This window comes from uncultured Streptococcus sp., assembly GCF_905372115.1.
In the GTDB taxonomy this organism is placed as follows: domain Bacteria; phylum Bacillota; class Bacilli; order Lactobacillales; family Streptococcaceae; genus Streptococcus.
Map to the genome: position 1 here is coordinate 94,957 of NZ_CAJPNR010000002.1, position 25,613 is coordinate 120,569.

Sequence of the window (25,613 nt, forward strand, 5' to 3'; positions counted from 1 at the left end):
TTAACAAAGGAGATATTATGTCTAAATCATCCCTTCAAAAAACGGTTGTGCTTTTGAGCGCAGCGGCTCTTGCGGCAGCTGTAAATACTGTTCAGGCTGATGAGAATACTGCACCAGTCACTGCTAATCCTGCTCCAGTAGAAAGCAGCGTGGCGGAAGCAAAACCAACGACTGCTGCAAGTCCTACTGAAGCTACTGCGACACCAGAGAGCACGGAGCCTAGCTCTGCTATTTCCCCAGAAAATACCAGTGGAAATACTGATGCTCTGATGGCTATGGCTCGCAATGTCGCGGCTACTGAGGATACTAAGCCCGTGGAGGGACAGACTGTTGATGTTCGTATCTTGGCAACGACCGACCTCCATACCAACTTGGTCAACTACGACTACTATCAGGACAAGCCAGTAGAGACCTTGGGACTGGCTAAAACAGCTGTGCTGATCGAGAAAGCAAAGAAAGAAAATCCAAATGTCCTCTTGGTAGATAATGGCGATACTATCCAAGGAACGCCGCTGGGAACCTATAAGGCCATCGTGGATCCTGTGGAGAAAGGCGAGCAGCACCCTATGTACGCTGCCCTGCAAGCTCTGGGCTTTGAAGCTGGTACGCTAGGAAACCATGAGTTCAACTACGGTCTGGACTATCTGGACCGCGTAATCGAGACAGCAGGCATGCCTCTTGTCAATGCCAATGTGCTGGATCCAGCGACTGGTAAATTCATCTATCAGCCTTACAAAATCATCGAAAAGACCTTTACGGATACTCAGGGCCGTTTGACGACTGTCAAGATTGGTGTTACTGGGATTGTCCCGCCGCAGATTCTCAACTGGGATAAGGCAAACCTAGAAGGAAAAGTGGTCGTTCGTGACTCCGTTGAGGCTATTCGAGATATCATTCCTGAGATGCGCAAGGCAGGTGCAGACATCACTTTGGTACTTTCTCACTCTGGTATCGGAGATGACAAGTATGAAAAAGGAGAGGAAAATGAAGGCTATCAAATCGCCAGTCTGCCAGGTGTAGATGCTGTTGTAACGGGCCACTCCCACGCAGAATTTCCAAGTGGAAATGGATCTGGCTTCTACGAAAAATACCCTGGAGTAGACGGTGTCAACGGTAAAATCAATGGCACTCCAGTAACCATGGCTGGAAAATACGGCGACCATCTGGGCGTCATTGACCTCAAACTAAATTATACCGATGGCAAATGGAAAGTCACTGACAGCAAAGGCTCCATCCGCAAGGTAGATACCAAGTCTAATGTAGCAGATCAGCGCGTCATTGACATTGCTAAGGAATCCCATCAAGGAACTATCAACTATGTCCGCCAGCAAGTCGGCACTACGACTGCGCCGATTACCAGCTACTTTGCTCTGGTCAAAGACGATCCATCCGTGCAAATCGTCAACAATGCCCAACTTTGGTATGCTAAGCAAGAGCTGGCTGGCACGCCTGAAGCCAATCTTCCTATCCTGTCTGCAGCAGCTCCTTTCAAGGCAGGAACTCGCGGAGATGCAACGGCCTACACAGACATTCCAGCCGGTCCTATTGCCATCAAGAACGTAGCAGACCTCTATCTCTATGACAATGTCACTGCTATCCTCAAGGTCAACGGTGCCCAGCTCAAAGAATGGTTAGAAATGTCAGCTGGCCAATTCAATACCATTGACCCAAACAATAGCCAACCGCAAAATCTGGTCAATACTGACTACCGGACTTATAACTTTGATGTTATCGACGGTGTTACCTATGAGTTTGACATCACCCAGCCGAACAAATACGACCGCGAAGGCAAACTGGCCAACCCAAATGCCAGCCGGGTCCGTAATCTAAAATATCAAGGCAAAGAGATTGACCCAAATCAGGAATTTATCGTCGTGACCAACAACTACCGGTCTAACGGTAACTTCCCTGGTGTTCGAGAAGCCAGCCTCAACCGTCTGCTCAATCTGGAAAACCGCCAAGCTATCATCAACTATATCTTGGCTGTCAAAAACATCAATCCAAGTGCAGATCAGAACTGGCATTTCGCTGACACCATCAAGGGACTGGACCTGCGCTTCCTGACAGCTGATAAGGCCAAGAACTTGATTGGTACTGACGGAGACATCGTCTATCTAGCAGCTTCTGCCCAAGAAGGATTTGGCGAATACAAATTCGTCTACGTCGCACCGAAAACTGAATCAGTGCCTATTGAGCAGACAAGCTCTCCGACTATCGCAGTCGAAGCAGCCAACCTGCAGCATAGCAAAGTAGACTTCCCTGTCTTGACTGCTCTTGACCCTAGCACAAACAAGCAAGCGTCTCACAGACAGACAGGAGCAGAAAGCCTCCCAGCAACCGGAGAAAAGACGTCCTCACTCGGAATCTTGGGACTTGTCATGACTGGACTTGCAGGAATCTTCGCCTTTAAAAAACGTGAAAGACAATAATGATTAAAAAATCAGCAGCCAAAATAGCTGCTGATTTTACTTTTTAAAGACTGTCCTTGCTCAATTCCAACAAAACACTGACTGCAGTCAAGGCATAAAGCGGAGCGGTTTCAGCTCGCAGGATACGTGGACCTAGACTAGCGGAGACAGCCCCTGCTTGGCGAAAAACTGCTATTTCTTCTGACGAGAGACCGCCCTCCGGTCCGAAGATAAAGAGGACTTTTGCGCCGGCTGCCAAGCCCAACAGAGCCCGGACTAGAGCTGCAGTTTCCCCTTCTTTGGCCGATTCTTCATAGGCCACGATGATGCGGTCAAAGTCTGCCAAAGCCGCCAGAAAGGCTGCCTTTTTATCAAAGAGCCGAACCTCCGGAATCAAGTTTCGCTTGCTCTGCTCTGCTGCTCCCTGGGCAATTTTCTCCAGCTTTTCACTCTTTTTGGATAGCTTTTTGCCATCCCACTTAACCACCGACCAGTCAGCTGGAAAGGCCCAGATAGCACTGGCTCCCAGCTCTGTTGCCTTTTGAGTGATAAACTCCAACTTGTCACCCTTGGGAAAACCGGAAGCAATGGTCACTTGAACCGGCAGCTCGGTATTGTCTGCTAGCTCCTCCAAGATTTCCAAACTCTGCTGGCTGGGATCCAATACCCGAGCCAGCCGTTTTATGCCATCATCAAAGACCAGCGTAACTTGGTCGCCCTCTTTGAGCCGCATGACTGAAAACATATGTTTGGCCGTGTCCTTATCCGTGACCACCAGAGGAGACTGAGGATTTCCTTTTATAAAATACTGTTGCATCTAACCACCTATCACGCCTGAAATATCCTGCGTTTTCTTAAAGACACAGGCATTCCATTCACCCTGAATCATATGCGTTTCCAGGAAAAATCCTGCTGCTTCTGCTGACTCGCGCACCATTTCCCACTTCTCAGAAATGATCCCACTCATAATCAGATAGCCCTCATCCTTGACTAGACGATAAGCATCATCTGTCAGATGGATGAGAATATCGGCCAAGATATTGGCAACAATGACATCCGCCTCGATTTCTACGCCTCGGAGAAGATCACCTGGCGCCACATGAATGTTCTCCATACCTGGATTAAGCTCGATATTTTCCTGCGCCACTCGAACCGCTACCTCATCTAAATCATAGGCGTAGATGTCCTTAGCGCCTAAGAGAGAGCTGGCAATGGAGAGGACGCCGCTGCCTGTACCCACATCCAACACCGTTTCTCCGCCCCGCAAGACCTGCTCCAGCGCAAAGAGGCTCATCTTGGTCGTCGGATGAGTGCCTGTACCAAAGGCCATACCAGGATCCAGCTTGATAATCTTCTCACTAGCTGTCGCCTCATACTCCGTCCAGGACGGCACAATTGTCAAGTCATGGGTGATACGAGCCGGCTCAAAGTATTTCTTCCAGTTATCCGCCCAGTCTTCCTCAGCCAGTTCCTGCCGAGTCAGCTGAATATCTCCCGTCTTTAATCCGAAGTCATCCAGCTCAGCCAAACGCTCATTAGCCTTGGCCGCAATGGCCTCTATATCCACCGAATCCGGGTAGTAGCCGGTAATCCGGACCCGTTCGCTCTGCTCCACTTCTGGAAAAAGCTCGCCGTACTGGTCGACCTGCCCCAGATAATCTGCACTGTCATCAATGGCCACACCCTGACTGCCCAGCTCAATCAGAATATTAGAGGCCGCTTCCTCCGCCTCCCGCTTCACTTCAATCGTTAATTCTTGCCAAGTGTCCATCATTAAAATACCAAGCCCGTAAAACCTAAGACCAAAATAGGAAATTCTCTGACGACGCTTGCGTCTATGAGAACCTTATCTTTTTTGACACAGTGTTTAGGGCAGGTTCAGTTTAGAAATTTAACTGAACAATCCTTTCTTTGTTTATTTCATTGTTTTCGTCATATAGACCATATCCATGCCCTCTTTTTCGGGCTCCGTATGGGTCTGATGATAGCCGTTTTTCTCATAAAAAGCCACCATGCCTTTATCTTGGAAAACCGTGCACAAATCCCATTGCATAACGGTGGAGAATTTCTCCTCTATCAGACCAAGCCCATCAGAGCCATATCCTTTATTCTGGTACTCTGGCAAAATCGCCACTGTCCCAATCCAGCCTGCTGTCTGTTCGTCATTTGTATTCAAGCGAATAAAGCCCAGAATCTTCTCGTCGTCTTTGACAAAATAATAAAAACTATTAGGCCGCTCAACCAGCTTCCAGCGAATCCGCTCTCGCTCCTCCAGATAGGGGTCGTATTGATCATGATATTTTTCATAAACAGCCTTAAAACTCGCTCGCTGAATGGCAATAATGGTCTCTAAATCCTCAGCTCCTGCCCGCTCAATATGAATCATGCTCGTACCTCCAAATAATCTCTCAACCTGTCCTGCAGCTGCGGAATAACCTTTTCATCTGATAAGAACTGGCTCACATCCATCATCTGATAAGCCTGTCCCTCATCGCCAAAGACGATGCTGACAAATTCATCCTGAGTGATGGTTCCCACCATAAAAATAGAGGTTTTGTCTGGATCAAGCATTCCTTGATATTCCTTAGCCCAGACAATATCCGCTTCTTCAAGCTTCAAACCAAGCTCTTCAAAAACCTCCCTTTGTACGCATTCAAAAGGCGTTTCCTCGTCCTCTCGGCCACCGCCCGGCAACTCCCACATATTGGGCCAAGGAATGGTTGAAATATCGTCTCGCAAGATAGTCAACAACTTGTCATCACTGATCAAGGCAATCTTGCAGCCAGAAAACTCCATCTGTTTGTGCAGCAAATCTAGTCCTTCAGCATTTGCCATAAGCACCTCCTAATACCTCGGATAGGAATAAAAGTCAGTCTCAATCAAATCCGCTCTGCCATTTTCAAAAGCCTCAGCATTCCAAGCTATCTCAAACTCTGCTGCCTCTGGATCTGCTAAGAAGTCCATGAGCGCATCAAGGCCAGACTCAGCCGTTTGGGTTAGGAAATCTACGAAATAAGCCAGAAACTCCCGTGACAGCCCCTTCTTAGGCTCATAGGGCAGGGTAGCCAGATAGTCCTCGGCCTCAAAACGAGACTTGACCGGATTGTAGAAAAGCACGGCTTCCTCAAAATAAATATCCTCAGCTGAGGCATTACCCTCAGCATCAACCGTCTCAATCCCGCCTGGATTTTGAACCTCAAGGAGAAAGGCTACTTCCACTGCATGATTCTTCTTGTCCCAGTTTATCTCATAGTCAAAAGGAAAGCTCTTCCCCATTTCCTCGTCCAATATCTCCAAAAAACCGTACTTAGCCATGATTTCCTCTTTTCATTGTGATAAAATATTACTATCTACAATAGTAACACAAAAAGCCAAGAAAAACACTTGCAGAAAGGAAATCTTATGCCAGAAAACCTCGCCCTGCGCATGCGGCCGACCAGCATTGATCAAATCATCGGCCAGCAGCATCTGGTCGGACCTGGAAAAATCATCCACCGTATGGTTGAAGCTAACCGCCTGTCCTCGATGATTCTCTACGGGCCACCCGGTATCGGCAAAACCTCCATCGCCTCAGCTATTGCCGGCACAACTAAATATGCCTTCCGTACCTTTAACGCCACCGTAGATAGCAAGAAACGCCTGCAGGAGATTGCTGAAGAGGCTAAATTTTCTGGCGGCCTGGTTCTCCTGCTGGATGAGATTCACCGCTTAGATAAAACAAAACAAGACTTTCTACTGCCGCTCTTAGAAAGCGGTCTAGTCATCATGATTGGAGCAACGACAGAAAATCCTTTCTTTTCTGTCACCCCTGCCATCCGCAGCCGGGTTCAGATATTTGAGCTTGAGCCCCTCAGCAACGAAGACATCTGGACAGCCATTCAGCTAGCCTTGACGGATAAGGAGCGAGGATTTGATTTCCCAGTGGAGCTAGATGATGAAGCTCTGGATTTCATTGCTATCTCTACCAACGGAGACCTGCGCTCCGCCTATAACTCGCTGGACCTAGCCGTACTCTCTACCCCAGAAGATGACAAGGGCATTCGCCACATCACGCTCAATGTCATGGAAAACAGCCTGCAAAAGAGCTATATCACCATGGATAAGGACGGAGACGGCCATTACGATGTCCTCTCTGCCCTGCAGAAGTCCATCCGTGGCTCCGATGTCAATGCCAGTCTCCACTACGCAGCTCGCCTCGTTGAGGCAGGAGACCTGCCTAGCCTAGCTCGACGCTTGACCGTTATCGCTTACGAAGATATTGGACTGGCAAATCCAGACGCTCAAGTTCATACCGTTACAGCTCTGGAGGCTGCCCAGCGGATTGGCTTTCCTGAAGCCCGTATCCTTATTGCCAATATTGTTATCGATCTGGCTCTATCTCCTAAGTCCAACTCAGCCTATCTAGCCATGGACAAGGCCTTAGCTGACTTACGAAAGAATGGAAATCTTCCTATTCCCCGCCATTTACGAGACGGCCACTATGCCAGCAGCAAGGAATTGGGCAATGCACAGGACTATCTCTATCCTCACTCCTATCCTGGCAATTGGGTCAGGCAGGACTATCTACCCGACAAGATAAAAGACGCCAATTATTTCACTCCTAATGAGAATGGCAAATACGAGCGAGCCCTTGGAATGACCAAGGATAAGATTGATGACTTAAAAAAATGATGACATCGTTTGCAAAAAATCACATTTTTCTCTTGAATTTTTCAAAATTTATGGTATCATAATTATAGAAACGCTGTGGTGTACGACTTCACACTTAAGTGTTGACCGACTATTTTTTGTATTATTAGGGAAACAAAAGACTTCTAACAGCATGCAAGCCGTGTCACGCGGAAGCAGCTTCAGTTAGAGCGAGTTGCCCACCTGCTTAATTGCGCGGGTTCAATACAAATCGTGAAGGTCCGGCACCAATACAGCTTTTTCTATTGCCTCCTTAGCTCAGCTGGCAGAGCAGCGGACTCTTAATCCGTGGGTCGCAGGTTCGATCCCTGCAGGGGGCATAGAAATAGATAAGGAAAAGCCTTGATTTACAAGGCTTTTTTGTTTGTACTTTTATTGGTTATTCAAATCTTTCTCAATTTTAAAACGTATATCACAGCTTCCCTTCCTCTATCTCTTTTAAAAATCTTGTCATATAGATCAAGTGTCCTTTATTTGTATGTACATTAGCATCTAGGTATTCCAAGCATTTCCTAGCTCTAGGAGTGACTGAATATAGAGCCTTTATCTTTTCCCTCATTTCTAATGCCTCTAATACCAGCTCTTCATCTTTCTTTGCTTCTTCTTGGGATTGCTTCAATTCTGATTGTTTTAGCTCCTTTAATACCTTTACTTTTTCAGCAATATCTGTTAAATTACTCAGCTTTTCTTCATATTCGCTTCTTATACTGTTTCCTTGTTGTTGTAGCCATTTTTTTAATTCTTCAAAGCTCTCATAAAGGTTCTTCCGTTTTAGCAGCTTTATCTCCTCTTCTCTTTGGAGCCGCTCCTCCTCTAATTTCCTTTCCTCTTCTAACTTATTTTTCCGTTCAATTTCCTCTTGTTCCCGCAACCGAGCAAGCCTCTCCTCTTCTTTTTGTTTAGCAACTCTATTCCTCTTCTCAGCCTCCTGCTCCTCTTGCTTCGCCTCCTTCCTCCACTGTTTCAATTTTTCTTTGTAGCTTTCAATATCAAATATTTCATTAAGTTCTGGATGAAGATAATCATTTATGACATAAATGATACGCTCAATCTTATTATACGCCAACTGACGTTCCTCATTTTTTCTGCTTAAAGCCATTTTAAAAAGAATATAATCGTTCCATGGATTAAACTCATTTTCTTTATCCTCTTTAAAATAACCCTTACTATAAAAATCTTCCAGCATCTCTTCATCCATCACTTCACGAAGATCTTCAAACTTTAGATTCTTTTTTAATTTATAAATTTTTTCTGCTCTCTTTATACTTTTAGTTAGTTCTTCATTTTCAAACTTCTCAATACAGGAAGAACCGATTGGAGAAAGCTCTATCCCAGAGACATCATTCCTAGTAATAGCAAATACCTTCTTGAGGCTTTTATGACCGCATAAACAACTTTGTTTTCTATCAGCATCAATTTTTACAAGTTCGGCTTTTGTCCACTCCATTTTTGCCTCTTCCCAATTATCCGCAATACTCAGTTCAATAACTGTCTCTTTCAATAGTTCCTCTGACATTTTTATATCTCCTTATTCCAAATGTTGGTTCCTCAAATTGAGTGAATCTTCTCCTCAGATTTCTAGTACAAGTATAACAAAAAAGAAGATAATTGAGAACGTATACATTTAATCCTCTAGATCATTTCCACACAAAAAATCCCCTTCCTTTAGGCACAAAAAGAAGGGGCATCGCATAGAAAAAACTACGAGAGAAGACTGAAGCAAAATATGTTTGACGAAAACCTGATAAAGATGGTCACACACCGAGCATATTCCTAAGGATGTCTTATAATTTTTTTGATTTAGGAATTAAGAAAGATTATATATCAAGTTTTGATATGCCTCACGCTTGCATATCCAAGCGGCTTTCCCCGTAGTTCTGAACAACTAATTTGTTCTAGGAAACATCTTAGTTGCTTTTTATTTTAAAACAACTATATTACGGAACATCACAGTCTTGATTAACAAAAGGATACAAGATAGTGACTGATTGTAAAAAACATTCTTAATTCTTCTTTCTAAAAAGCGACCACTGCTAATTCGGAGTTGGAATAAAAAATCTCTGTCCCTTAAGGGAACAGAGATGAAATAAGTTACTTCTTCGAACGGAAGACAACGAAGCCTACCAAGCCTACTAGAGCTACTCCAGCAGCAATCATGATCCAGCTAGCATTCTCACCCGCTTTAGGGAGAACTTTCTTGGTTCCAACATTAGAGGCATTTCCTCCGCCAGTACCATCGCCTGATTCGATGATCACAACAGTGCTTCCTGTAGTGCTGCTTGAGCTAGAAGTCGTGCTACTGCTGCTTGAGCTACTTGAACTAGAGCTGCTCTTAGAACTATTGTCCGAGCTAGGTTTCGGCGGTTGCGGAACTCCTGGAACTGGTGTATTGGTAATGTTCATACCATCAACAGTAGCTGTATAGCCATAAACACGGTCTTCAGTAACTGAGTAGACAATATCTTTTCCATCTTCACCAGTCGCTGGCAAGTCAGTGAACTCATACTTCCACTCACCCTTATCATTCGGACCAACTTCTTTATGATCGACTTCAACGCCATTTGCATAGAGACGAACGGTAATCTTGTCTGGACGTTTGCCATCTTTATCGTTGTCATCATTCCAAGTCTTGGTACCTGAAGCGGTAACCAATGCCTTACGGTTGGTAAAGTCTTTGTAAATAATACCAGAACCATAATTTTTGAGCTGAGCCGCATTGACCTGAATCTCTTCATCTGACAGTTGGTAACCTTCTGGTGCCTTGGTTTCCTTAATCAGATAATGCTCCTTAATCAAGTTGCTGAAAGAAGCAATCCCGTTAGCATCACTGGTTGCTTTTTGAACAATTGTCACACCATCTTCATCGTATAATGTGAATTCAGCACCTGCTAAGGCTTTACCAGCTTCATCTTTCTTAGTCACCTGCACACCATAGACATCCCCATGTGCATAGCCGTTCGCACGTTGGTAACGGACAGCAACTGATGATTTTTGTTCTTCGATATTGTCTGCTCGCATGATTGCTTCATTCGGGAAGACTGTTCCATCAGCCGGAACTGTAGGGAAGTTAACACGATAGCGAACATAGAAGCCTTCATTGGCACCGATATGCCCCATGTTAATGGTAAAGGAACGCTTGTCAGCAGCAAGATTAATCGTATAATTTGCTGTCACATCCTCGCGTTGCTGACTTAGTCGATAAGAGTTATCAGCTGGGTCAACAACCCATGAACCTTTAAGAATTTGGAAGCTGCTAAGATCAATTTCTCCGGTATTAAAGCCCAGAGTATCTGAAATAACAACATTATCCAGCTCTTGATTTTGTTGGTTGATATTCAGACTGTAAGTAATGCTCTTGATATTATCCGCATTATTCCAGCCGTATTTTATGAAAGTATAAGGAGTTGCTTGGCCAGGAAGACCTTTATAGTCGATTTTTCCATACTCAATGATCTTCTTGCCAACGATAAGTTTCAGAGGAATTGAACCTTTATCTCTAGCTACTGTATGATCAACGCGAGCCAAGAGATGAACTTTCCCTTCAATATGAGAGCGAGTCAGGACATAGTCTGTATAAGTCAGTGTAAGCTGCTTAGAGCTTGCATCAACAACAGCTGTCGCTACGAGATTGCCGTCATCATCTTTGACTTCAAAATCAGCTCCCTCCAAGGCAAACTCAGCAGGAAGTCCAATGGTAGTAGTATCTCCTGGCTGAACCTTGCCATAATTGAAGGCAAAATTTGCGTCAATTTGAAATTTTTCCCAAGGGGAAAGGCCGTCAGTCAGTTCTTCACCTTTCTGATTGTAGACATTGATTGATGTGATAACATCATCTACCGTGTTAGCTCTGGCAGATTGACTGCTAGAAAACAGGCTAAAGAGGAGCACAAAGGCTACTGAGAAAAAGCGCGCAATAGTATGAGATATTTTTTTCATAAATAATCCCTCCATTTTTCCTTTTTTCCTTTTTACTGAACATGTAAAAAACATTAAGATTTCTTTACATTTCCAATTTACTACATATATTAGACTAGCATACGATTGACCATAAGTCAACTAATTACCTTAACCGGTTCCGGTTTGGTACACAGGTTGTAAACCATTTTATTTCTCCAAAAACCTTGTCATATAAGAATTGAAAACAGTTTCCTCCGTCATCTCCTTGTATTTTCTTGAAACAAAAATGTAATATTTGGCTGCATAATAAATGAACAAATATGAATTATATGACCATAAATATTCATATATATAAATTTGTTTTTAAAGATAAGCATAATTATTAATGCTTGCTACATAACTAGTCACAATAAAAAAACTGAACAAATATGCTCAGTTTTCTAATTGATAAATATAAGACAAAAATTATATCTAATTTATACGAGTATATAATCCCGTTATTTTTCTACATCATACCGCCCATCATGCCTGGATCCATAGCTGGAGCTGGGCTAGCTGGTTCTGGTTGATTAGCCACCACTGCTTCGGTTGTCAAGATAAGACTAGCAACAGAAGCGGCATTTTGTAAGGCTGAACGGGTCACCTTAACTGGGTCAATGATTCCAGCCTCAATCATGTTAACCCATTCGCCAGTCGCGGCATTGAAGCCTGTACCAGCTTCAGAGTTTTTCAGACGGTCAATGACGATTGAACCTTCAAAGCCTGCATTCAAAGCGATTTGACGAACAGGCTCTTCCAAGGCGCGAAGAACAATGTTGCGACCAGTTCCTTCATCCCCTGCCAACTCAAGACCTGCGACAGCGTTCAGAACGTTGATATAGGCCGTACCACCACCGGATACGATTCCTTCTTCTACCGCTGCACGCGTTGCATTAAGGGCATCTTCGATGCGGAGTTTCATTTCTTTGAGTTCTGTTTCTGTGGCAGCTCCGACCTTAATCACAGCTACACCACCGGACAATTTAGCCAGACGCTCTTGCAGTTTTTCACGGTCAAACTCAGAAGTGCTGCTTTCAATCTGTGACTTAATGACTGCCACACGGTTAGCAATAGCTTCAGGATTTCCAGAACCTTCCACAATCACAGTGCTGTCCTTATCAACAGTGACTTTAGAAGCTTGTCCAAGCGCTTCAATCGTAGCATCTTTGAGCTCTAGGCCAAGATCATCTGTAATCACTGTACCGCCCGTCAAGATAGCGATGTCTTCCAACATAGCCTTACGACGATCGCCAAAGCCAGGTGCCTTAACAGCCACGACATTAAAGGTTCCGCGAATCTTGTTAAGAACCAGCGTTGGCAGAGCTTCTCCGTCCACATCATCCGCCACAATCAAAAGCGGACGGTTGGTTTTCAAGATATTTTCCAATAATGGCAGAATCTCTTGAATGTTAGAAATTTTCTTGTCAGTAATCAGGATGTAAGGATTGTCCAGTTCGGCTACCATTTTTTCATTGTCAGTTACCATATATTGAGACAAGTAGCCACGGTCAAATTGCATCCCCTCAACCACATCCAGCTCAGTTTCCATTCCTTTGGACTCTTCGATAGTAATGACACCGTCATTTCCAACTTTTTCCATAGCTTCAGAGATATATTCACCGACTTTCTTGCTGCGAGAAGATACGGCAGCAACCTGAGCAATAGCTTCCTTGTTAGAAACTGGTACTGAGTTAGATTTCAGGGCTTCAACAGCTGTCGCAACGGCTGCTTCAATCCCACGGCGGATACCGATTGGATTAGCACCAGCTGTAACATTTTTAATCCCCTCGCGGACGATAGCCTGTGTCAAAACAGTTGCTGTTGTTGTTCCATCACCAGCGATATCGTTGGTCTTTGAAGCAACTTCTGACACCAGCTTAGCGCCCATGTTTTCAAAATGGTCTTCCAGTTCAATTTCCTTGGCAATGGTTACACCGTCATTGGTGATAAGCGGTGAGCCAAAGGATTTTTCCAAAACGACATTGCGGCCTTTAGGGCCCAAAGTTACCTTGACCGTATTTGCTAAGATGTCAACCCCACGAACCATACTGCTTCTTGCATCTGCTGAAAATTTAATATCTTTTGCCATTTTATTATTCCTCTCTTCTAATCTTACTCGACAACTGCTAGAATATTGGCTTCACTGACTAAGAGATAAGCTTCATCTCCGTCCTTAACTTCCACGCCTGCATGGCTTTCTACGAGAACCTTGTCCCCTTCCTTAACGCTCAGGGCTACCAGCTCACCGTTCAAAGTACGAATGCCTTGACCGACTGCGACAACTTCTGATGTCTTAGTCGCTGCTTGGCCGTTGCCTGCAATGACAAATCCGCCAACTTTCTGCTCTTTTTCTTCTACTTTCAGGACCACACGGTCTCCTAATGGTTTTAACATGGTTTTCCTCCAAAGATTGAATTTTTAGCACTCTAAACTATCGAGTGCTAATCTATAGTTATTATTTTATCACTTGGTCAGAAATAGTCAAGAAAAAAACCGGCTAGATGAAAGAAAAATTTTATTTTTTTGCATTACTTACTCCTAAAGTCAAAAAAAAAATAAAAAACAAGTCCGAGCTAAAATCCTCTCAGACTTGTCTTTAGGGGGGAATGTCTATCTTGCAAGTTTTAGTTTTGCTTCAAAATCATCAATCACTTTTTGCAGATTTAGGCGTCCTCTATAGATACCATTTTTCACCCCCTATACCGCAAGCGCATTTATGAAACATATAGGATTATTATATTACAAAGCCGCCAAAAAGCAAAATCTTTCCAGAAACGGCTATAATAAAAGAGGCGAGACAGAATCTAAAAAATCCATGATTTTTGATTCTTGGTCCCACCTCGACAATCATAATTAAACTTTTAAAAGCTTGATAGAAATAGACTTTCAGTCAAACAGATCTTGCATCCTGCAAAACTGAATGATGATTTTTTAGAGCAAGGTCATTTCCCAGTCTTTGCTCCTTGCTTAAAAGGGAAGTTCCTCCTCTTCCAGCACCAAATCTGCCAAATCAGCTCCGCTATTATTTTCACGCAGGGCACGCTGAGCCCGACTTTCCAGCAGCTGGAAGCTATGACAGAGCACCTCTGTCACATAATGAGTTGCCCCCTCCTTTTCATAGCGACGAGTCCGCAGCTCACCATCCAGAGAAATCAAGCTGCCCTTACTTGCATAGCTGGCTAAAGTCTCAGCTAGACGCCCCCAGACAACCACATTTACAAAATCCGCCTCACGCTCACCGCTCTGAGATTTATAACGGCGATTAACCGCGACCGTTGCGCGGGCCACAGATTTTTCATTCGCAGTCTTGTGCAGTTCAGGCGTAGCCGTCAGCCGGCCGATTACAATTACTTTATTATACATTTTATATCCTCCTAACTTATCATTCGTAATAGGAGACAAAAAATGAAAAAAATGTGGTATAGTATGGATAAAAAGGAAAATTGCAGCTTCTGTCCCTTTCCTACTTGACTTGTACAACGGAGGCTCCGATGACCATTAAACATTCGCCTGTGAAAAATCTTCTTTTTATACTGATTTCTCTTTGGTTCGGAGGCTTTTCTGCTTGGACTGCCGTAGACTATCTGACTAGCTCCAACCCCTACAAAGACACTATTTTCTTTGCCCTTAGTCTGCTGGTTGCTGCTTTCTTCTTACTACTCCTTATCTTTGCTATTCGCAGGCTAAGCATTCATGCGACTATCCTCTCCTTTGACCACGACTATGTGACCTACCATTATAGCGGACTCTTATCAGCAGCCACCTACTGCATTCCCATGCAGCAGATTAGTCATGCTCGCTACAGCCGAGACAGTGAAGAATCCGAGATTAGTCTTTGGATGGAGGACGGTTTCCATGACTTTGCAGCCTTTAACCATCCCCGCCACAAGATTTATGCCTATCCTGACAGCCAACTCATCGGCATTGTTTTCAAGAGAAAGCGCCTCAAAGTATTGGAAGACCAAGGCCTAAACAACCTTATTTACCAATACAACTACAGCACTCCAAACCAGAGCCCCACAGCCACTCCTCAATCAACAACCGACTCACAAAGTAATAGCGACAGCGTCTTCTTTTGAGACAATGTGGTGATTGTTAAGACAAAACACTTTAGATTACGGAGGATATCTAATGAATTATATAGCTTTTGTTTACTCCATTCTTTTATTATTTTCAACCTATTTCGCTTATAAAAAGAAAATGAGTAGCTCCAAAATCTCATTAATCATCAGTTTGTTTTTATTTTTCCTAACTCTTCTGAATTTATTTTTCTTCAATTTTTTACTGAAAGCTTTAATATCTATACTTTTAATTTTAATCTCAGTAAGCTTTTTCTATGACAGAAAAATGAGTAAGAAGCAGATTCATTATACTCATCATTGTGTTAGATTGATTTTTCATCTGTTAATTATTTATCTTCTCTACCATTAGCATGAGATAGATTTATAACGCTAAATTTATTACTATAAAAAAAAAGAGCGAAACGACTACACAAATCAATTCGCTCTATTTTATATTTCGGATGTTATTAGGATACCTCGCCCATTTCTGAGCTTTTTATGATGTTAATTCCTCACCTTTATCCCTGCCAATGCTTGGCTGGGTCAAAGGCAGTTCCAACTAGTTCGCTATCGGCTAATTCAATGATGCCGCGTTTTTGAGGCGCATTCGGCAGCTGAAGTTCCCGTGGGCTGCACATCATACCAAAACTCTTTTCGCCTCGAAGTTCTCCAGGAAAAATCAAATTCCCTTTGGGCATCATGGCACCCGGCAGAGCCACAATCGTTTTGAGGCCGACTTTGGCATTAGGAGCACCGGCCACGATTTGAACAGTCTTATCAGCAGCTACCTGCACTTGGCAGATATTCAGGTGGTCACTATCTGGATGAGCTACCATATCAACGATTTGGCCAACCACAAACTTCGGTTGGCTGTCATTAACCAAGTCCGCTGGGAAGCCTGCCTTGCTCAGCTCCTGATTGAGAATAGCCACTTGCTCATCTGTCAAAAAGACCTGGCCGCGCTCTGCTATTTCAAAAAGGTCAGACTGCTCAAAAATATTCCAAGCTACAGTCTGGTCATTATCTTCACGGTAAACACGCGCTACCCGTCCCTTGCGCTCAGCCGCCAGTTTAGCTCCTTGATTGTCCGCAGCAATAACCATCAGCACGTCGCCGACATATTCTTTATTATAGGTAAAAATCATTTTACGCTCCCTTTTTATCTTATACTCGCTAAAAATTCATTGATTTGACCCTTGGTCTTGCGTTCACGATTGACCAGACGGCCAATCTCCTGTCCCTTTTCTAGCACTACTAAGCTGGGAATCCCGTAAATGTCCCACTCTTTGGCCAGATCCAAATAGGCATCCCGGTCCACCTGGATAAAGCGATAGTCAGGATTTTCCGCTTCTATCTCTGGCAGAAAAGGTTTGATAAATCGGCAATCTCCGCACCAGTCAGCCGTGAAAAAGAAGACAGTCTTCTCCCCATCATTGACATAAGAAGCCAATTCCTCTATATTTACAGGAACAATCATACTTCTTCCTCGTAGCTTAGCTGACCATTTTCATAGACAAAAGCAAAATGGCGGTCGTCCTCTAAGACCAGACCGCCAACCAAGCGGTCATCTGTGGACTCGTAGAGCTTGACATAAAGGCAGGAAATAGTACCCTGACTGGAAAAGAAATCTCGCACAAGCTCGACGATTTCCTCCCGATTACGCAGTCTTTTCTGTTCCTGTACGACTTTGGCTGCCCCAAAAGCCAGCGCTCCAGCCCCCAAGAGGGCAGTTGTGGTTAAAATGATTTTTTTAGCTTTCATGTAGAATATTTTAACACAAAAGAGCAGAGGCGACAAACAATATTCCAGATTTTCCTGGGAGAAGCTGGATTCTTGGGCGGGCAGTCCTCTTGATTCAGGCAAGCTATAAGATTTTCCTACTCATTTACCGCAAAAAGTGATAAAATAGGGGGCAGAAAGAAGGTAAGTTTATGACAACATTATTTTCAAAAATCAAGGAAGTAACAGAGCTTTCTGCTATTTCGGGTCACGAGGCACCTGTTCGCAGTTACCTGCGAGAAAAAATCGCTCCCCATGTTGATGAGGTCGTCACCGACGGTCTGGGCGGTATCTTCGGGGTTCGGCATTCTCAAGCTGAAAATGCTCCCCGTGTATTGGTAGCGGCCCACATGGATGAGGTTGGCTTTATGGTCAGCGAGATTAAGCCGGACGGGACCTTCCGCGTGGTGGAAATCGGCGGCTGGAACCCCCTGGTCGTTAGCAGCCAACGCTTCAAACTCTTTACCCGTGAAGGTCGGGAAATCCCTCTTATCTCAGGCTCTGTCCCTCCTCATCTGACGCGCGGATCTGGCGGACCAGTTATGCCACAAATTGCTGATATTGTCTTTGACGGTGGCTTTGCAGATAAGGCGGAAGCTGAAAGCTACGGCATTCGGCCAGGAGACACGATCGTGCCAGACAGCTCTGCTATTCTCACAGCTAACGGCAAGAACATCATCTCCAAAGCCTGGGACAACCGCTACGGCGTCCTTATGGTCAGCGAATTGGCTCAAGCCTTGTCTGGTCAACCACTAGGCAGCCAACTCTATGTCGGTGCCAATGTTCAAGAAGAGGTTGGCCTGCGTGGTGCTCATGCTTCAACAACAAAATTTGCTCCTGAGGTCTTTCTGGCTGTAGATTGCTCCCCAGCGGGCGACATCTATGGTGGTCAAGGAGCCATCGGAGACGGAACGTTGATTCGCTTCTTTGATCCTGGTCATCTCATGCTGCCAGCTATGAAGGACTTCCTCTTGACAACTGCTGAGGAAGCTGGCATCAAGTATCAATATTACTGTGGCAAGGGCGGAACGGACGCTGGTGCTGCCCATCTCCAAAGCGGCGGCGTACCATCTACTACCATTGGTGTCTGCGCCCGCTACATCCATTCCCACCAAACTCTCTATGCCATGGACGATTTCCTGCAAGCCCAAGCCTTCCTGCAAGCTTTGGTCAAAAAGCTGGATCGCTCAACGGTGGACACGATTACCAACTATTAATTTCAAAAGGCAGTCCGTTCTTCATTCGGGCTGCTATCTCTTTTGTCTAATACTTTCCCTTTCAACTTTCCAATTTGAAGAAAATTTTGTTATAATGCTTAGCAGAGGTGAACATATACATGAAAAAAATTGCTTTTGATTCTGAGAAATACTTAAACCTGCAGCGCGACCATATCTTGGAGCGCATTAATCAATTTGAGGGCAAACTTTACATGGAATTCGGCGGTAAAATGCTGGAAGACTTCCATGCTGCCCGCGTCCTGCCAGGCTATGAGCCAGACAATAAAATCAGACTGCTCAAAGAGCTCAAGGACCAAGTGGAGATTGTCATTGCTATCAATGCCAACAACATTGAGCACTCTAAGGCGCGTGGTGATTTGGGTATTTCCTATGACCAGGAAGTGCTACGACTAATCGATACCTTTAACGAGCTGGATATTTATGTAGGCTCAGTGGTCATCACCCAGTATTCTGGCCAGCCAGCAGCTGACCTCTTCCGTTCTCAGCTAGAAAAAAATGGGATTGACTCCTACATCCACTACCCGATCAAGGGCTATCCGACCGACATGGACCATATCATCTCACCTGAAGGTATGGGGAAAAACGACTACATCCAAACTAGCCGTAATCTAGTCGTAGTGACTGCACCTGGTCCTGGTTCTGGTAAATTGGCTACTTGCTTGTCCAACATGTACCACGACCAAATCAATGGCATCAAGTCAGGCTACGCCAAGTTTGAAACCTTCCCCGTTTGGAATCTGCCCCTGCACCATCCGGTCAATCTAGCCTATGAGGCAGCGACAGCAGACCTCGACGATGTCAACATGATTGACCCTTTCCACCTGCAGACTTATGGCAAGACCACAGTCAACTACAACCGTGATATTGAGATTTTCCCAGTCCTCAAGCGCATGCTAGAACGTATCTTAGGTAAGTCTCCTTATGCTTCTCCAACAGACATGGGCGTCAACATGGTCGGCTTTGCTATTGTGGACAATGAGGCTGCCATTGAAGCATCTCAACAGGAAATCATCCGTCGCTACTACCAGACCATTCTGGACTTCAAGGCAGAGCGCGTTTCTGAATCTGCTGTCAAGAAAATCGAACTCTTGATGAACGATCTGGGTATCACACCGCTGGACCGTAAGGTAACAGTTGCTGCTCGTACCAAGGCTGAAAGCACTGGTGAGCCAGCTCTGGCCTTGGAATTGCCAAACGGTCAAATCGTAACCGGTAAAACCTCTGAACTCTTTGGTCCTACGGCAGCTGTATTGATTAATGCCATAAAGAAATTAGCCAATATTGCCAAAGAGACCAAGCTGATTGAACCTGAGTATGTCAAGCCAATCCAAGGCCTGAAAATCAATCATCTGGGCAGCCGCAATCCTCGCCTCCACTCAAACGAAATCTTAATGGCTCTGGCAATCACAGCCATGGAAAATCAAGATGCAGCAAATGCTATGCAGCAACTCGGTAATCTCAAGGGCAGCGAGGCCCACTCCACTGTCACTCTGACTGATGAAGACAAAAACGTCCTGCGCAAACTAGGCATCCATGTGACCATGGACCCCGTTTACCAGTATGATCGACTCTATAGAAAATAAAAACAAGCTCTGTTAAAAGCTTGTTTAGAAAGCTGGCGTCGCCAGCTTTTTTCTTAATAACGCTTAGACAGGAGAAAACGCAAGAGATAGTAAAGTCCCAAAACCAGGATAATGGTCAAGGTCAGAAACTGATTGAGACTTAAGATGATTGGGAAAACCATAGACAAAACGCTCAAGCTCGCTGCCAGCAGCAAAAGGATATTAAAAAGCTAAGTACGAGTCTTTTCGTCAATCATGCGATTGCGCTCATCAGTCACCTGAATGTAGAGCTTCTCAAAATTTTCCTCCCGTCTTAGGACCAGATTATACCGAATGGTCAGCAAAGAAAGCCCCAGCAGGATACCAACCATGACTCCTTCCTGCTGATCATCCAGAGAATGAAAGTGGCTCCAGGCCAGTCCTACCAAGATGATAAAGGTTAAGATACGCCCCACGATAACTTTCCTTTGAAGTTTTTTTCGAAATTCTTGTTTAGTTAATGTTTCCATGTCGGCCTCCTATTTTTCATACGCTTGAAAAATTTTCAACATCACCACAATAAGGAATATTCCCACAAAAGGCAGGATTTCCTTAGGGATAAAATCGGCTTGCAAATGGAGATAAGATAAGCCAACCACCACCAAAATAGCCAATATCCATTTACACAAATAAGTCCATTTCATGATTCATCCTCCTCAAAGAGAAACACTTCTTCAATCCTTAAATTGAAAAAGGATGCAATTCTATGAGCCAAAAGCAGCGAGGCATTGTAGCGGCCTTTTTCCAAAGAAATAATCGTTTGTCTCGTGACCTCTAGCTTCTCAGCCAACTCCTCCTGGCTGAGCTTTTTTCTTCTTCGTAATTCTTGAATTCGATTTTCCAAGGCTGCCTCTTTTCCGTAATGTAAAACAAACTTTACCTTCCAAATATAGTATAGCTAGCTTTACATATTTTGTCAAGAAGAAAGCGGCAAAAAAAGGACTGAAAATTTAAACATTGCAGTCCTTTCATCATCTTTATTGATTTCCTTTGTTATTTGATTTCCAAAGCTACAGTCAATTCTACACAAGCTCCTCCTTGGTCTGGATTGAGTAGGATCAGACGACCACCATGCAAGAGAGCTACCTGCTTAGAAAAGGCTAAGCCGATACCATGATGGGGATTAGCTGAATTGCGGCTTTGGTCACTCTGATAAAAGAGCTGTTCCGCTCCCAGCAGCATCTCCTCTGAAAATGCAGGGCCATTGTTCCAGATAGCAAAAACTAACTGGTCCTGCTGCACTGATACCGTTAGCTTGACTTCCTTTTGATTCTGGTCTGCATGTTCAAGCGCATTCAGTAAAATATTGAGCAAAGCTCGCTTGAGATAGTCCAAATGAATTGACAAAATCAGACTAAGATCACAATCTTCTTGGAGATAGAAACGATAGCTTTCCTGTTTGCTGAACAGTGCCCAATCGTCCTGTAGATAAGCCAAAAAATCCTCCAAGGAAAGCTGACTGAACTGATTAGAATCAATCTGAAAGGTCTTAGCGTAATCAATCAAAGAGCCACAATACTCTTCCATCTTGTGACTAGCCTGCAAAATCTCAGTAGCATAGTCTGCCTGTGGCTGGCCCAACTGCGCCAACTCCAAAAGCTCAGCATTCCCCTTAATCACAGTTAGGGGCGTCTTCAAATCGTGCGATGTCGCTGATAGCTGTAAAATCAACTCCTGATTATGCTGCTGCTCTCTTTCTAGAAGACGAGCATTTTCTTGATGGCTGCTCCGTAAATCGCTATAAACTTCGAGCATTTCCTCGATCCGAAAAAGCTGGCTTTGATTTTCTTCTAAAAGCTTCTCGCTCTTTAGCATTTTTATTTCCCTGTCGATTTTTCGGAGCAATTTCAAAATATGATAAAAAGTAATCAGCAGCAAGCTCCCTGCCCAAAAGAACAAGGTGAAAAGAACGTGATTACTTCCTTGCGTAAATTCATAGCCTATAAGCACAAAAATCAAAACATGAAAAAAGACGATTTTTAAACTGGTTGTCCAGACTAGGCTTTTGAAATTTCGGGTTCTAATTGCCATCTATAGCCTACTCCTCTCACTGTTGCGATTGCTTGCAGCCCTTCTTGTTTGCATTTTTGGCGAATCTGATATACGTATTCTGAGATGGAGCGAAGCTGTGTTTCTGAGCTTTCTGGGTAAAGCAAGGTATGCAGGCGTTCAGCTGAAAAGGTCTGCTTGGGATTGCTAGCTAGTAAATGCAGCAACTTAAACTCTCGCTCTGAAAATTTCAAGACTTTACCAAAACAGGCAACTTCATAGCGCTCTGGATAAAATTGGCAAGAAGCTATTTCAGAATATCGCTCCTCCCGTCTCTCCTCCCGCCGAAGATGAGCTCTGACACGCGCCAGCAATTCTTTGGTCCCAAAAGGTTTGACAATATAGTCATCTGCTCCGCGAAAGAGGCCTTCCACCTTTTCCGACTCCAACTCCTTAGCCGTCAAAAAGATGATGGGACACGAAAGATGAGGACGAATATAGGAACACAGCTCAAAACCATTAACAGGCTCCATCATCACATCCAGCAGAATCAAATCATATCCGACAAAAAGCGTCAGCTCTAGCTCTTCTATCCGATCAAGCGTCGTCACATCATAAGCATCAAGCTCTAGGACATTTTTCACCAGCTTCAAAATGCTCCGGTCGTCATCAACCACCAAAATACGATACTGTCTCATGAATTCCATTATAGCATACCTCTAGCGAACATCTCGTTTCAAGGTTAAGAATATAGCAGAGCTCCAAACCAAAGCTAGCCATAACAGCTGTATTCCCAGCCCTGATAGATCTATTGAATGCTGAAGCCCTTCATACTCAAAAAGATTTAGGGTAGCTAGATCGGGCAGGTATTTTGCTTCTTTGATGAAAGTCGCCAATAAACGGCTGAGACCAATCAAGAGAGGAAAGAGCACCGACACCGGCACAACCCAAGATTGAAATAGCAAAGCGAGGCCGGCAGTTAAAAAAGCCAGAAAAAGATTGCTGAGAAGACCAAAAGAGCTGTAATAGAGGAATTTCCCCAGTAAGGACCAGCTAAAGTCTAGGTCAAATCGAGCCAGCATAACAAGGAAACAGCTGCCTATCATGATACTGTAGAGAACCAAGAGCAGCAAGAACAAAAAAAGGATTTTCCCAGCCAACCAAGCCCTTCTATTTGATACAGTTAGAAAATTCGTTCGCATCCCAGACTTGACAAACTCCTGGGCAAAATAGAGGGAAGTAAAGATGACGATGACAGGCTGCGCCAGATAGAGGGCATGCAAAGCCTCGCTCAGAGCCTTCGTCTGGCCAACTGCTGTCTGACTGTAGTCAAGATTCATTAGAAAAAATGGAACAGCTACCAGAGCCACCAAGGCTGCACCAAAAGCGAGATAGTAAGAACGGAACTTAATCCATTCACTTTTAAGCAGAGCTATTATCATCAGTATCGCCCTCCTAAATCAGTCTTCAAAAAGCGCAGAGAGGTCATGCCGCCGATGACTAGTAACCATGCACCAAGTATCAACAGTCCTTGTGAGGGATTGTTGGCATATTGGGAAGTCGGCGTTGCAGCAAACAACTCTCCTGCTGGCTGTGGCAGATAAGCTCCCCAACTCGTGTGAGCTGCCAGGTAGTTCCCCAGATTATAGATCTGTGGTACGAGAAAAAGCAGAGGAACTAGCATGGTCCGAGCCAATAAACCTAACAAAAACGAAAGGATTCCCAATAAGGTCAGAGATAAGGTTTTCCACAAAATCAGACTCCAAGCTGCCTGATTGAGCAGAATCGGATCAAGCCCTTCCTTTCCTAAAGCGAGATGCATGGCCATATAACTAAAGTAGATTGATAAAAAGCTAGTGGCAAGAGAAAAGCAAGCAAATGTCATGAGTTTCCCCACAAGCAACTTCAGGCGGTTATTACAGGTCAAGAGACTGGTTCTCAAGCTATGAGACTGAAATTCCATAGCTCCCAAAATTCCAGCTAAGATGACCAAAACCATGCCTGCCATAGAGGCACCATTGAGGCCTAGATATTCCAGCGGGTCAATGGCTTCTGCCAGACCGGGAACCATTTCAGGTGTGGCATCCAAGCCGACAGATAAATACTGTCGACCCTCCAGCCAAGATACGGCAGGCACCAATAGCAGCATGAAGGCCATACTCACTTTGAAAGCCTTGGTTGAGCAAATTTTCAACCATTCTGAATGCAATAAGGACATCGTTTCTTTCATCTTATACCTCCTCTGTCAAATCAAAGAAGAGTTCTTCTAGACTGTCTGAATCTTGCAGCACCTCTTCCAATCGTCCCTGCTCAATAATTCGTCCATGATGAATCAAGACTACATCATCTGTCACCATTTGCACCTCTGATAGGATATGAGAAGATAGAAGTACCGTTTTCCCTAAATCAGCCTGCTGACGGATGAACTTTCTAAACCACTTAATCCCACTTGGATCCAGTCCATTGGTCGGCTCATCTAATATAAGAAACTGAGGATCACCCAGCAAAGCTGCTGCCAAACCCAGCCGCTGACTTTCCCCTAGAGACAGGCTTGACAAGAGGTCCTTCCTCTTATGAGCGATTCCAGTCATCTCCAAAACCTCATCGATCCGAGACTTGGAAATAGCATTACTCGCCGCAATAATCCTCAAGTGGTCATAGACCTTTCGATTTGGCAGACCGCCAATGCCGTCAAAGGCTGCACCTACCGTTCTGAGCGGATAGGTCATTGACTGATAGGTTTGCCCATCAAAAGTCGCAGTCCCAGACGTCGCCCGATCTAATCCCAAGAGAATCCTCAAGGTCGAACTTTTACCAGCACCATTCGGGCCTAGAAAAGCTGTAATCCGCCCGCTTCTAGCTGTAAAAGAAATATCTTCTAAAATCTGCTTGCTACCATGCTTTTTGCAGACTCCTTCTATTTTCACTATATGTTCCATACTGAACTCCTTTTGATTTTTCTTTAGTATACAGGGGCAAGTTCAGAAAAAGTTCAGACAATAAAAAAACTTGCCTTGCGACAAGCTTCTTTTCTTATTTTTCGATCGCATCCCAGAGTTGGCGGATGCTTTTTTTCTGCACCGGATCGACAAAGTGTGGGGCGATTTCCACCAAAGATTGCAAGACAAAAGCCCGCTCAGCCACATAAGGATGAGGAACAATCAAGTCCGGACTGTATATCTCCTCCTGTCCTATGTAAAGGATATCCAGATCAATCACGCGCGGTCCCCATTTGATCTCTCGCACGCGCCCTAGATCCGCTTCGATAGCTAGCAGGGTCTGCATTAACTCCTCAGGATTGAGCCAAGTCTCAACTTCAACAACTTGATTGAGAAACGGATCCTGCTCAATGCCACCCCAAGGCTCTGTCTCAATACGACTTGATGCCTGCAAAACTCTTATATTTTGCTCTGCTATTTTTTCCAAAGCCGCATCCAGATTGGCAGCTGGGCTGCCTTGATTGCTTCCCAGAGCGATAAAGGCTTTCCGCTTTTGACGCACTAGCTTGACTGAGCAGGTCTCTAAAGGCAGCGGAACTGGCGCCCAAGGCTTCTTGACCTCCAAGCTGACCTTCTGTACCAAAGGATGAGTCAGAAAAATCCGATCAATCAGCTTGTAAGCCAGCGTCTCAATCAAGTCTTCCTTGCTCTCCTGACACCAGTGGGTCAAATCCTGAGCCAACTCTCCATAGTGGATAGAAGCTGTCAGGTCGCCTGTTTTGGCAGCCCGAGTCATATCATAGTCCAAAATCAGATCCAGCACAAAACGCTGGCCCAATTCCTTCTCCGCTCCAAACAGACCGTGATAGGCATACACTTCCAAATCCTTAATGCGCAGCTGATCCATTTTCTTATCCTTTCTGATTCAAGTTTCTGCATTTCATTCTTGATAAAACTATCTAGCCTTTCCCGA

Annotated in this window: 26 protein-coding genes, 1 tRNA gene and 2 pseudogenes; 6 read left to right on the forward strand and 23 right to left on the reverse strand. The window is 44.5% G+C overall.

The window, feature by feature from the left end; genetic code table 11:
• The first annotated feature begins 17 nt into the window (after positions 1-17).
• A complete protein-coding gene (locus QZ169_RS01380; RefSeq protein WP_295504390.1) occupies positions 18-2,429 on the forward strand; it encodes a bifunctional 2',3'-cyclic-nucleotide 2'-phosphodiesterase/3'-nucleotidase in 2,412 nt (803 codons plus the stop codon).
• Positions 2,430-2,472: 43 nt separating this feature from the next.
• Here the strand turns inward: QZ169_RS01380 and QZ169_RS01385 are convergent, their stop codons facing one another.
• From QZ169_RS01385 to QZ169_RS01405, 5 genes are all read right to left on the reverse strand, one after another.
• The gene (locus tag QZ169_RS01385) at positions 2,473-3,225 is read right to left on the reverse strand and encodes a 16S rRNA (uracil(1498)-N(3))-methyltransferase (protein ID WP_295504391.1); all 753 of its coding nucleotides are present in this window, start codon (positions 3,223-3,225) and stop codon (positions 2,473-2,475) included.
• The gene (gene prmA, locus QZ169_RS01390) at positions 3,226-4,179 is read right to left on the reverse strand and encodes a 50S ribosomal protein L11 methyltransferase (protein WP_367113034.1); all 954 of its coding nucleotides are present in this window, start codon (positions 4,177-4,179) and stop codon (positions 3,226-3,228) included.
• A 144-nt stretch (positions 4,180-4,323) separates the two neighbouring features.
• Positions 4,324-4,794, reverse strand: coding sequence for a GNAT family N-acetyltransferase (locus QZ169_RS01395; RefSeq protein ID WP_295504393.1), 471 nt, complete (start codon positions 4,792-4,794; stop codon positions 4,324-4,326).
• Entirely contained in the window at positions 4,791-5,243 is a 453-nt protein-coding gene (locus QZ169_RS01400; protein ID WP_295504394.1) for an NUDIX hydrolase, read from the reverse strand. Before QZ169_RS01400 ends, QZ169_RS01395 begins: the two co-directional genes overlap by 4 nt.
• A 9-nt stretch (positions 5,244-5,252) precedes the next feature.
• A complete protein-coding gene (locus QZ169_RS01405) occupies positions 5,253-5,723 on the reverse strand; it encodes a DUF3013 family protein (RefSeq protein WP_295504395.1) in 471 nt (156 codons plus the stop codon).
• A gap of 87 nt (positions 5,724-5,810) precedes the next feature.
• Between QZ169_RS01405 and QZ169_RS01410 the strand changes: the two genes are divergently transcribed.
• Complete coding sequence (locus tag QZ169_RS01410) at positions 5,811-7,079, forward strand: replication-associated recombination protein A (protein WP_295504396.1); 1,269 nt, start codon at positions 5,811-5,813, stop codon at positions 7,077-7,079.
• A gap of 265 nt (positions 7,080-7,344) precedes the next feature.
• Positions 7,345-7,417, forward strand: a tRNA-Lys gene (locus QZ169_RS01415).
• Between the two features lie 92 nt (positions 7,418-7,509).
• On the opposite strand, the gene QZ169_RS01420 is transcribed toward QZ169_RS01415, so the two are convergent.
• From QZ169_RS01420 to QZ169_RS01445, 6 genes and pseudogenes are all read right to left on the reverse strand, one after another.
• Positions 7,510-8,613, reverse strand: a complete 1,104-nt coding sequence (locus tag QZ169_RS01420; RefSeq protein WP_295504397.1) for a hypothetical protein — start codon at positions 8,611-8,613, stop codon at positions 7,510-7,512.
• A gap of 575 nt (positions 8,614-9,188) precedes the next feature.
• Positions 9,189-11,033, reverse strand: coding sequence for a Cna B-type domain-containing protein (locus tag QZ169_RS01425; protein WP_295504398.1), 1,845 nt, complete (start codon positions 11,031-11,033; stop codon positions 9,189-9,191).
• A gap of 466 nt (positions 11,034-11,499) precedes the next feature.
• Positions 11,500-13,122 carry a chaperonin GroEL gene (gene groL / locus QZ169_RS01430; protein WP_295504399.1) on the reverse strand — a complete coding sequence of 541 codons (1,623 nt, stop codon included), beginning with the start codon at positions 13,120-13,122 and terminating at the stop codon, positions 11,500-11,502.
• A 23-nt stretch (positions 13,123-13,145) separates the two neighbouring features.
• Complete coding sequence (gene groES, locus QZ169_RS01435) at positions 13,146-13,427, reverse strand: co-chaperone GroES (RefSeq protein WP_295504400.1); 282 nt, start codon at positions 13,425-13,427, stop codon at positions 13,146-13,148.
• A gap of 216 nt (positions 13,428-13,643) precedes the next feature.
• Positions 13,644-13,718, reverse strand: a pseudogene (locus QZ169_RS01440) (DUF202 domain-containing protein); the annotation flags it as partial.
• A 282-nt stretch (positions 13,719-14,000) separates the two neighbouring features.
• Complete coding sequence (locus tag QZ169_RS01445; RefSeq protein WP_002896737.1) at positions 14,001-14,396, reverse strand: single-stranded DNA-binding protein; 396 nt, start codon at positions 14,394-14,396, stop codon at positions 14,001-14,003.
• Between the two features lie 128 nt (positions 14,397-14,524).
• Here QZ169_RS01445 and QZ169_RS01450 point away from each other — a divergent pair, with 128 nt between their 5' ends.
• Positions 14,525-15,112: a hypothetical protein gene (locus QZ169_RS01450; RefSeq protein WP_295504401.1), complete on the forward strand. Its 588-nt coding sequence runs from the start codon at positions 14,525-14,527 to the stop codon at positions 15,110-15,112.
• A gap of 500 nt (positions 15,113-15,612) precedes the next feature.
• On the opposite strand, the gene ytpR is transcribed toward QZ169_RS01450, so the two are convergent.
• From ytpR to QZ169_RS01465, 3 genes are read right to left on the reverse strand one after another with little or no spacing between them, the layout of a single operon-like run.
• Complete coding sequence (ytpR, locus tag QZ169_RS01455; RefSeq protein ID WP_295504402.1) at positions 15,613-16,239, reverse strand: YtpR family tRNA-binding protein; 627 nt, start codon at positions 16,237-16,239, stop codon at positions 15,613-15,615.
• A 14-nt stretch (positions 16,240-16,253) separates the two neighbouring features.
• Complete coding sequence (locus QZ169_RS01460; RefSeq protein ID WP_295504403.1) at positions 16,254-16,571, reverse strand: thioredoxin family protein; 318 nt, start codon at positions 16,569-16,571, stop codon at positions 16,254-16,256.
• Complete coding sequence (locus QZ169_RS01465; protein WP_004190230.1) at positions 16,568-16,855, reverse strand: DUF4651 domain-containing protein; 288 nt, start codon at positions 16,853-16,855, stop codon at positions 16,568-16,570. Before QZ169_RS01465 ends, QZ169_RS01460 begins: the two co-directional genes overlap by 4 nt.
• Positions 16,856-17,025: 170 nt before the next feature.
• Between QZ169_RS01465 and pepA the strand changes: the two genes are divergently transcribed.
• Entirely contained in the window at positions 17,026-18,090 is a 1,065-nt protein-coding gene (gene pepA / locus QZ169_RS01470; RefSeq protein WP_295504405.1) for a glutamyl aminopeptidase, read from the forward strand.
• A gap of 119 nt (positions 18,091-18,209) precedes the next feature.
• Entirely contained in the window at positions 18,210-19,694 is a 1,485-nt protein-coding gene (locus tag QZ169_RS01475) for a DUF1846 domain-containing protein (protein WP_295504406.1), read from the forward strand.
• A 53-nt stretch (positions 19,695-19,747) separates the two neighbouring features.
• Here QZ169_RS01475 and QZ169_RS01480 read toward each other — a convergent pair.
• The 9 genes and pseudogenes from QZ169_RS01480 to folK form a co-directional block, all read right to left on the reverse strand.
• Positions 19,748-20,182, reverse strand: a pseudogene (locus QZ169_RS01480) (hypothetical protein).
• Positions 20,183-20,191: 9 nt separating this feature from the next.
• On the reverse strand, positions 20,192-20,356 hold the full coding sequence (locus QZ169_RS01485; protein WP_125388010.1) for a hypothetical protein: 165 nt from the start codon (positions 20,354-20,356) through the stop codon (positions 20,192-20,194).
• A complete protein-coding gene (locus QZ169_RS01490; protein WP_295504409.1) occupies positions 20,353-20,556 on the reverse strand; it encodes a helix-turn-helix transcriptional regulator in 204 nt (67 codons plus the stop codon). The genes QZ169_RS01485 and QZ169_RS01490 overlap by 4 nt, the downstream gene beginning before the upstream one ends.
• 149 nt (positions 20,557-20,705) lie before the next feature.
• Entirely contained in the window at positions 20,706-21,743 is a 1,038-nt protein-coding gene (locus QZ169_RS01495) for a sensor histidine kinase KdpD (RefSeq protein ID WP_295504410.1), read from the reverse strand.
• Complete coding sequence (locus tag QZ169_RS01500; protein WP_295504412.1) at positions 21,710-22,408, reverse strand: response regulator transcription factor; 699 nt, start codon at positions 22,406-22,408, stop codon at positions 21,710-21,712. The genes QZ169_RS01495 and QZ169_RS01500 overlap by 34 nt, the downstream gene beginning before the upstream one ends.
• 12 nt (positions 22,409-22,420) lie before the next feature.
• Positions 22,421-23,143 carry an ABC transporter permease gene (locus QZ169_RS01505; RefSeq protein WP_295504414.1) on the reverse strand — a complete coding sequence of 241 codons (723 nt, stop codon included), beginning with the start codon at positions 23,141-23,143 and terminating at the stop codon, positions 22,421-22,423.
• Positions 23,143-23,931 carry a lantibiotic ABC transporter permease gene (locus QZ169_RS01510; RefSeq protein WP_295504416.1) on the reverse strand — a complete coding sequence of 263 codons (789 nt, stop codon included), beginning with the start codon at positions 23,929-23,931 and terminating at the stop codon, positions 23,143-23,145. The genes QZ169_RS01505 and QZ169_RS01510 overlap by 1 nt, the downstream gene beginning before the upstream one ends.
• A gap of 1 nt (position 23,932) precedes the next feature.
• Positions 23,933-24,640, reverse strand: coding sequence for an ABC transporter ATP-binding protein (locus tag QZ169_RS01515; RefSeq protein ID WP_295504418.1), 708 nt, complete (start codon positions 24,638-24,640; stop codon positions 23,933-23,935).
• 94 nt (positions 24,641-24,734) lie between these two features.
• Positions 24,735-25,547, reverse strand: coding sequence for a 2-amino-4-hydroxy-6-hydroxymethyldihydropteridine diphosphokinase (gene folK, locus QZ169_RS01520; RefSeq protein ID WP_295504421.1), 813 nt, complete (start codon positions 25,545-25,547; stop codon positions 24,735-24,737).
• Between the last annotated feature and the right edge of the window lie 66 nt (positions 25,548-25,613).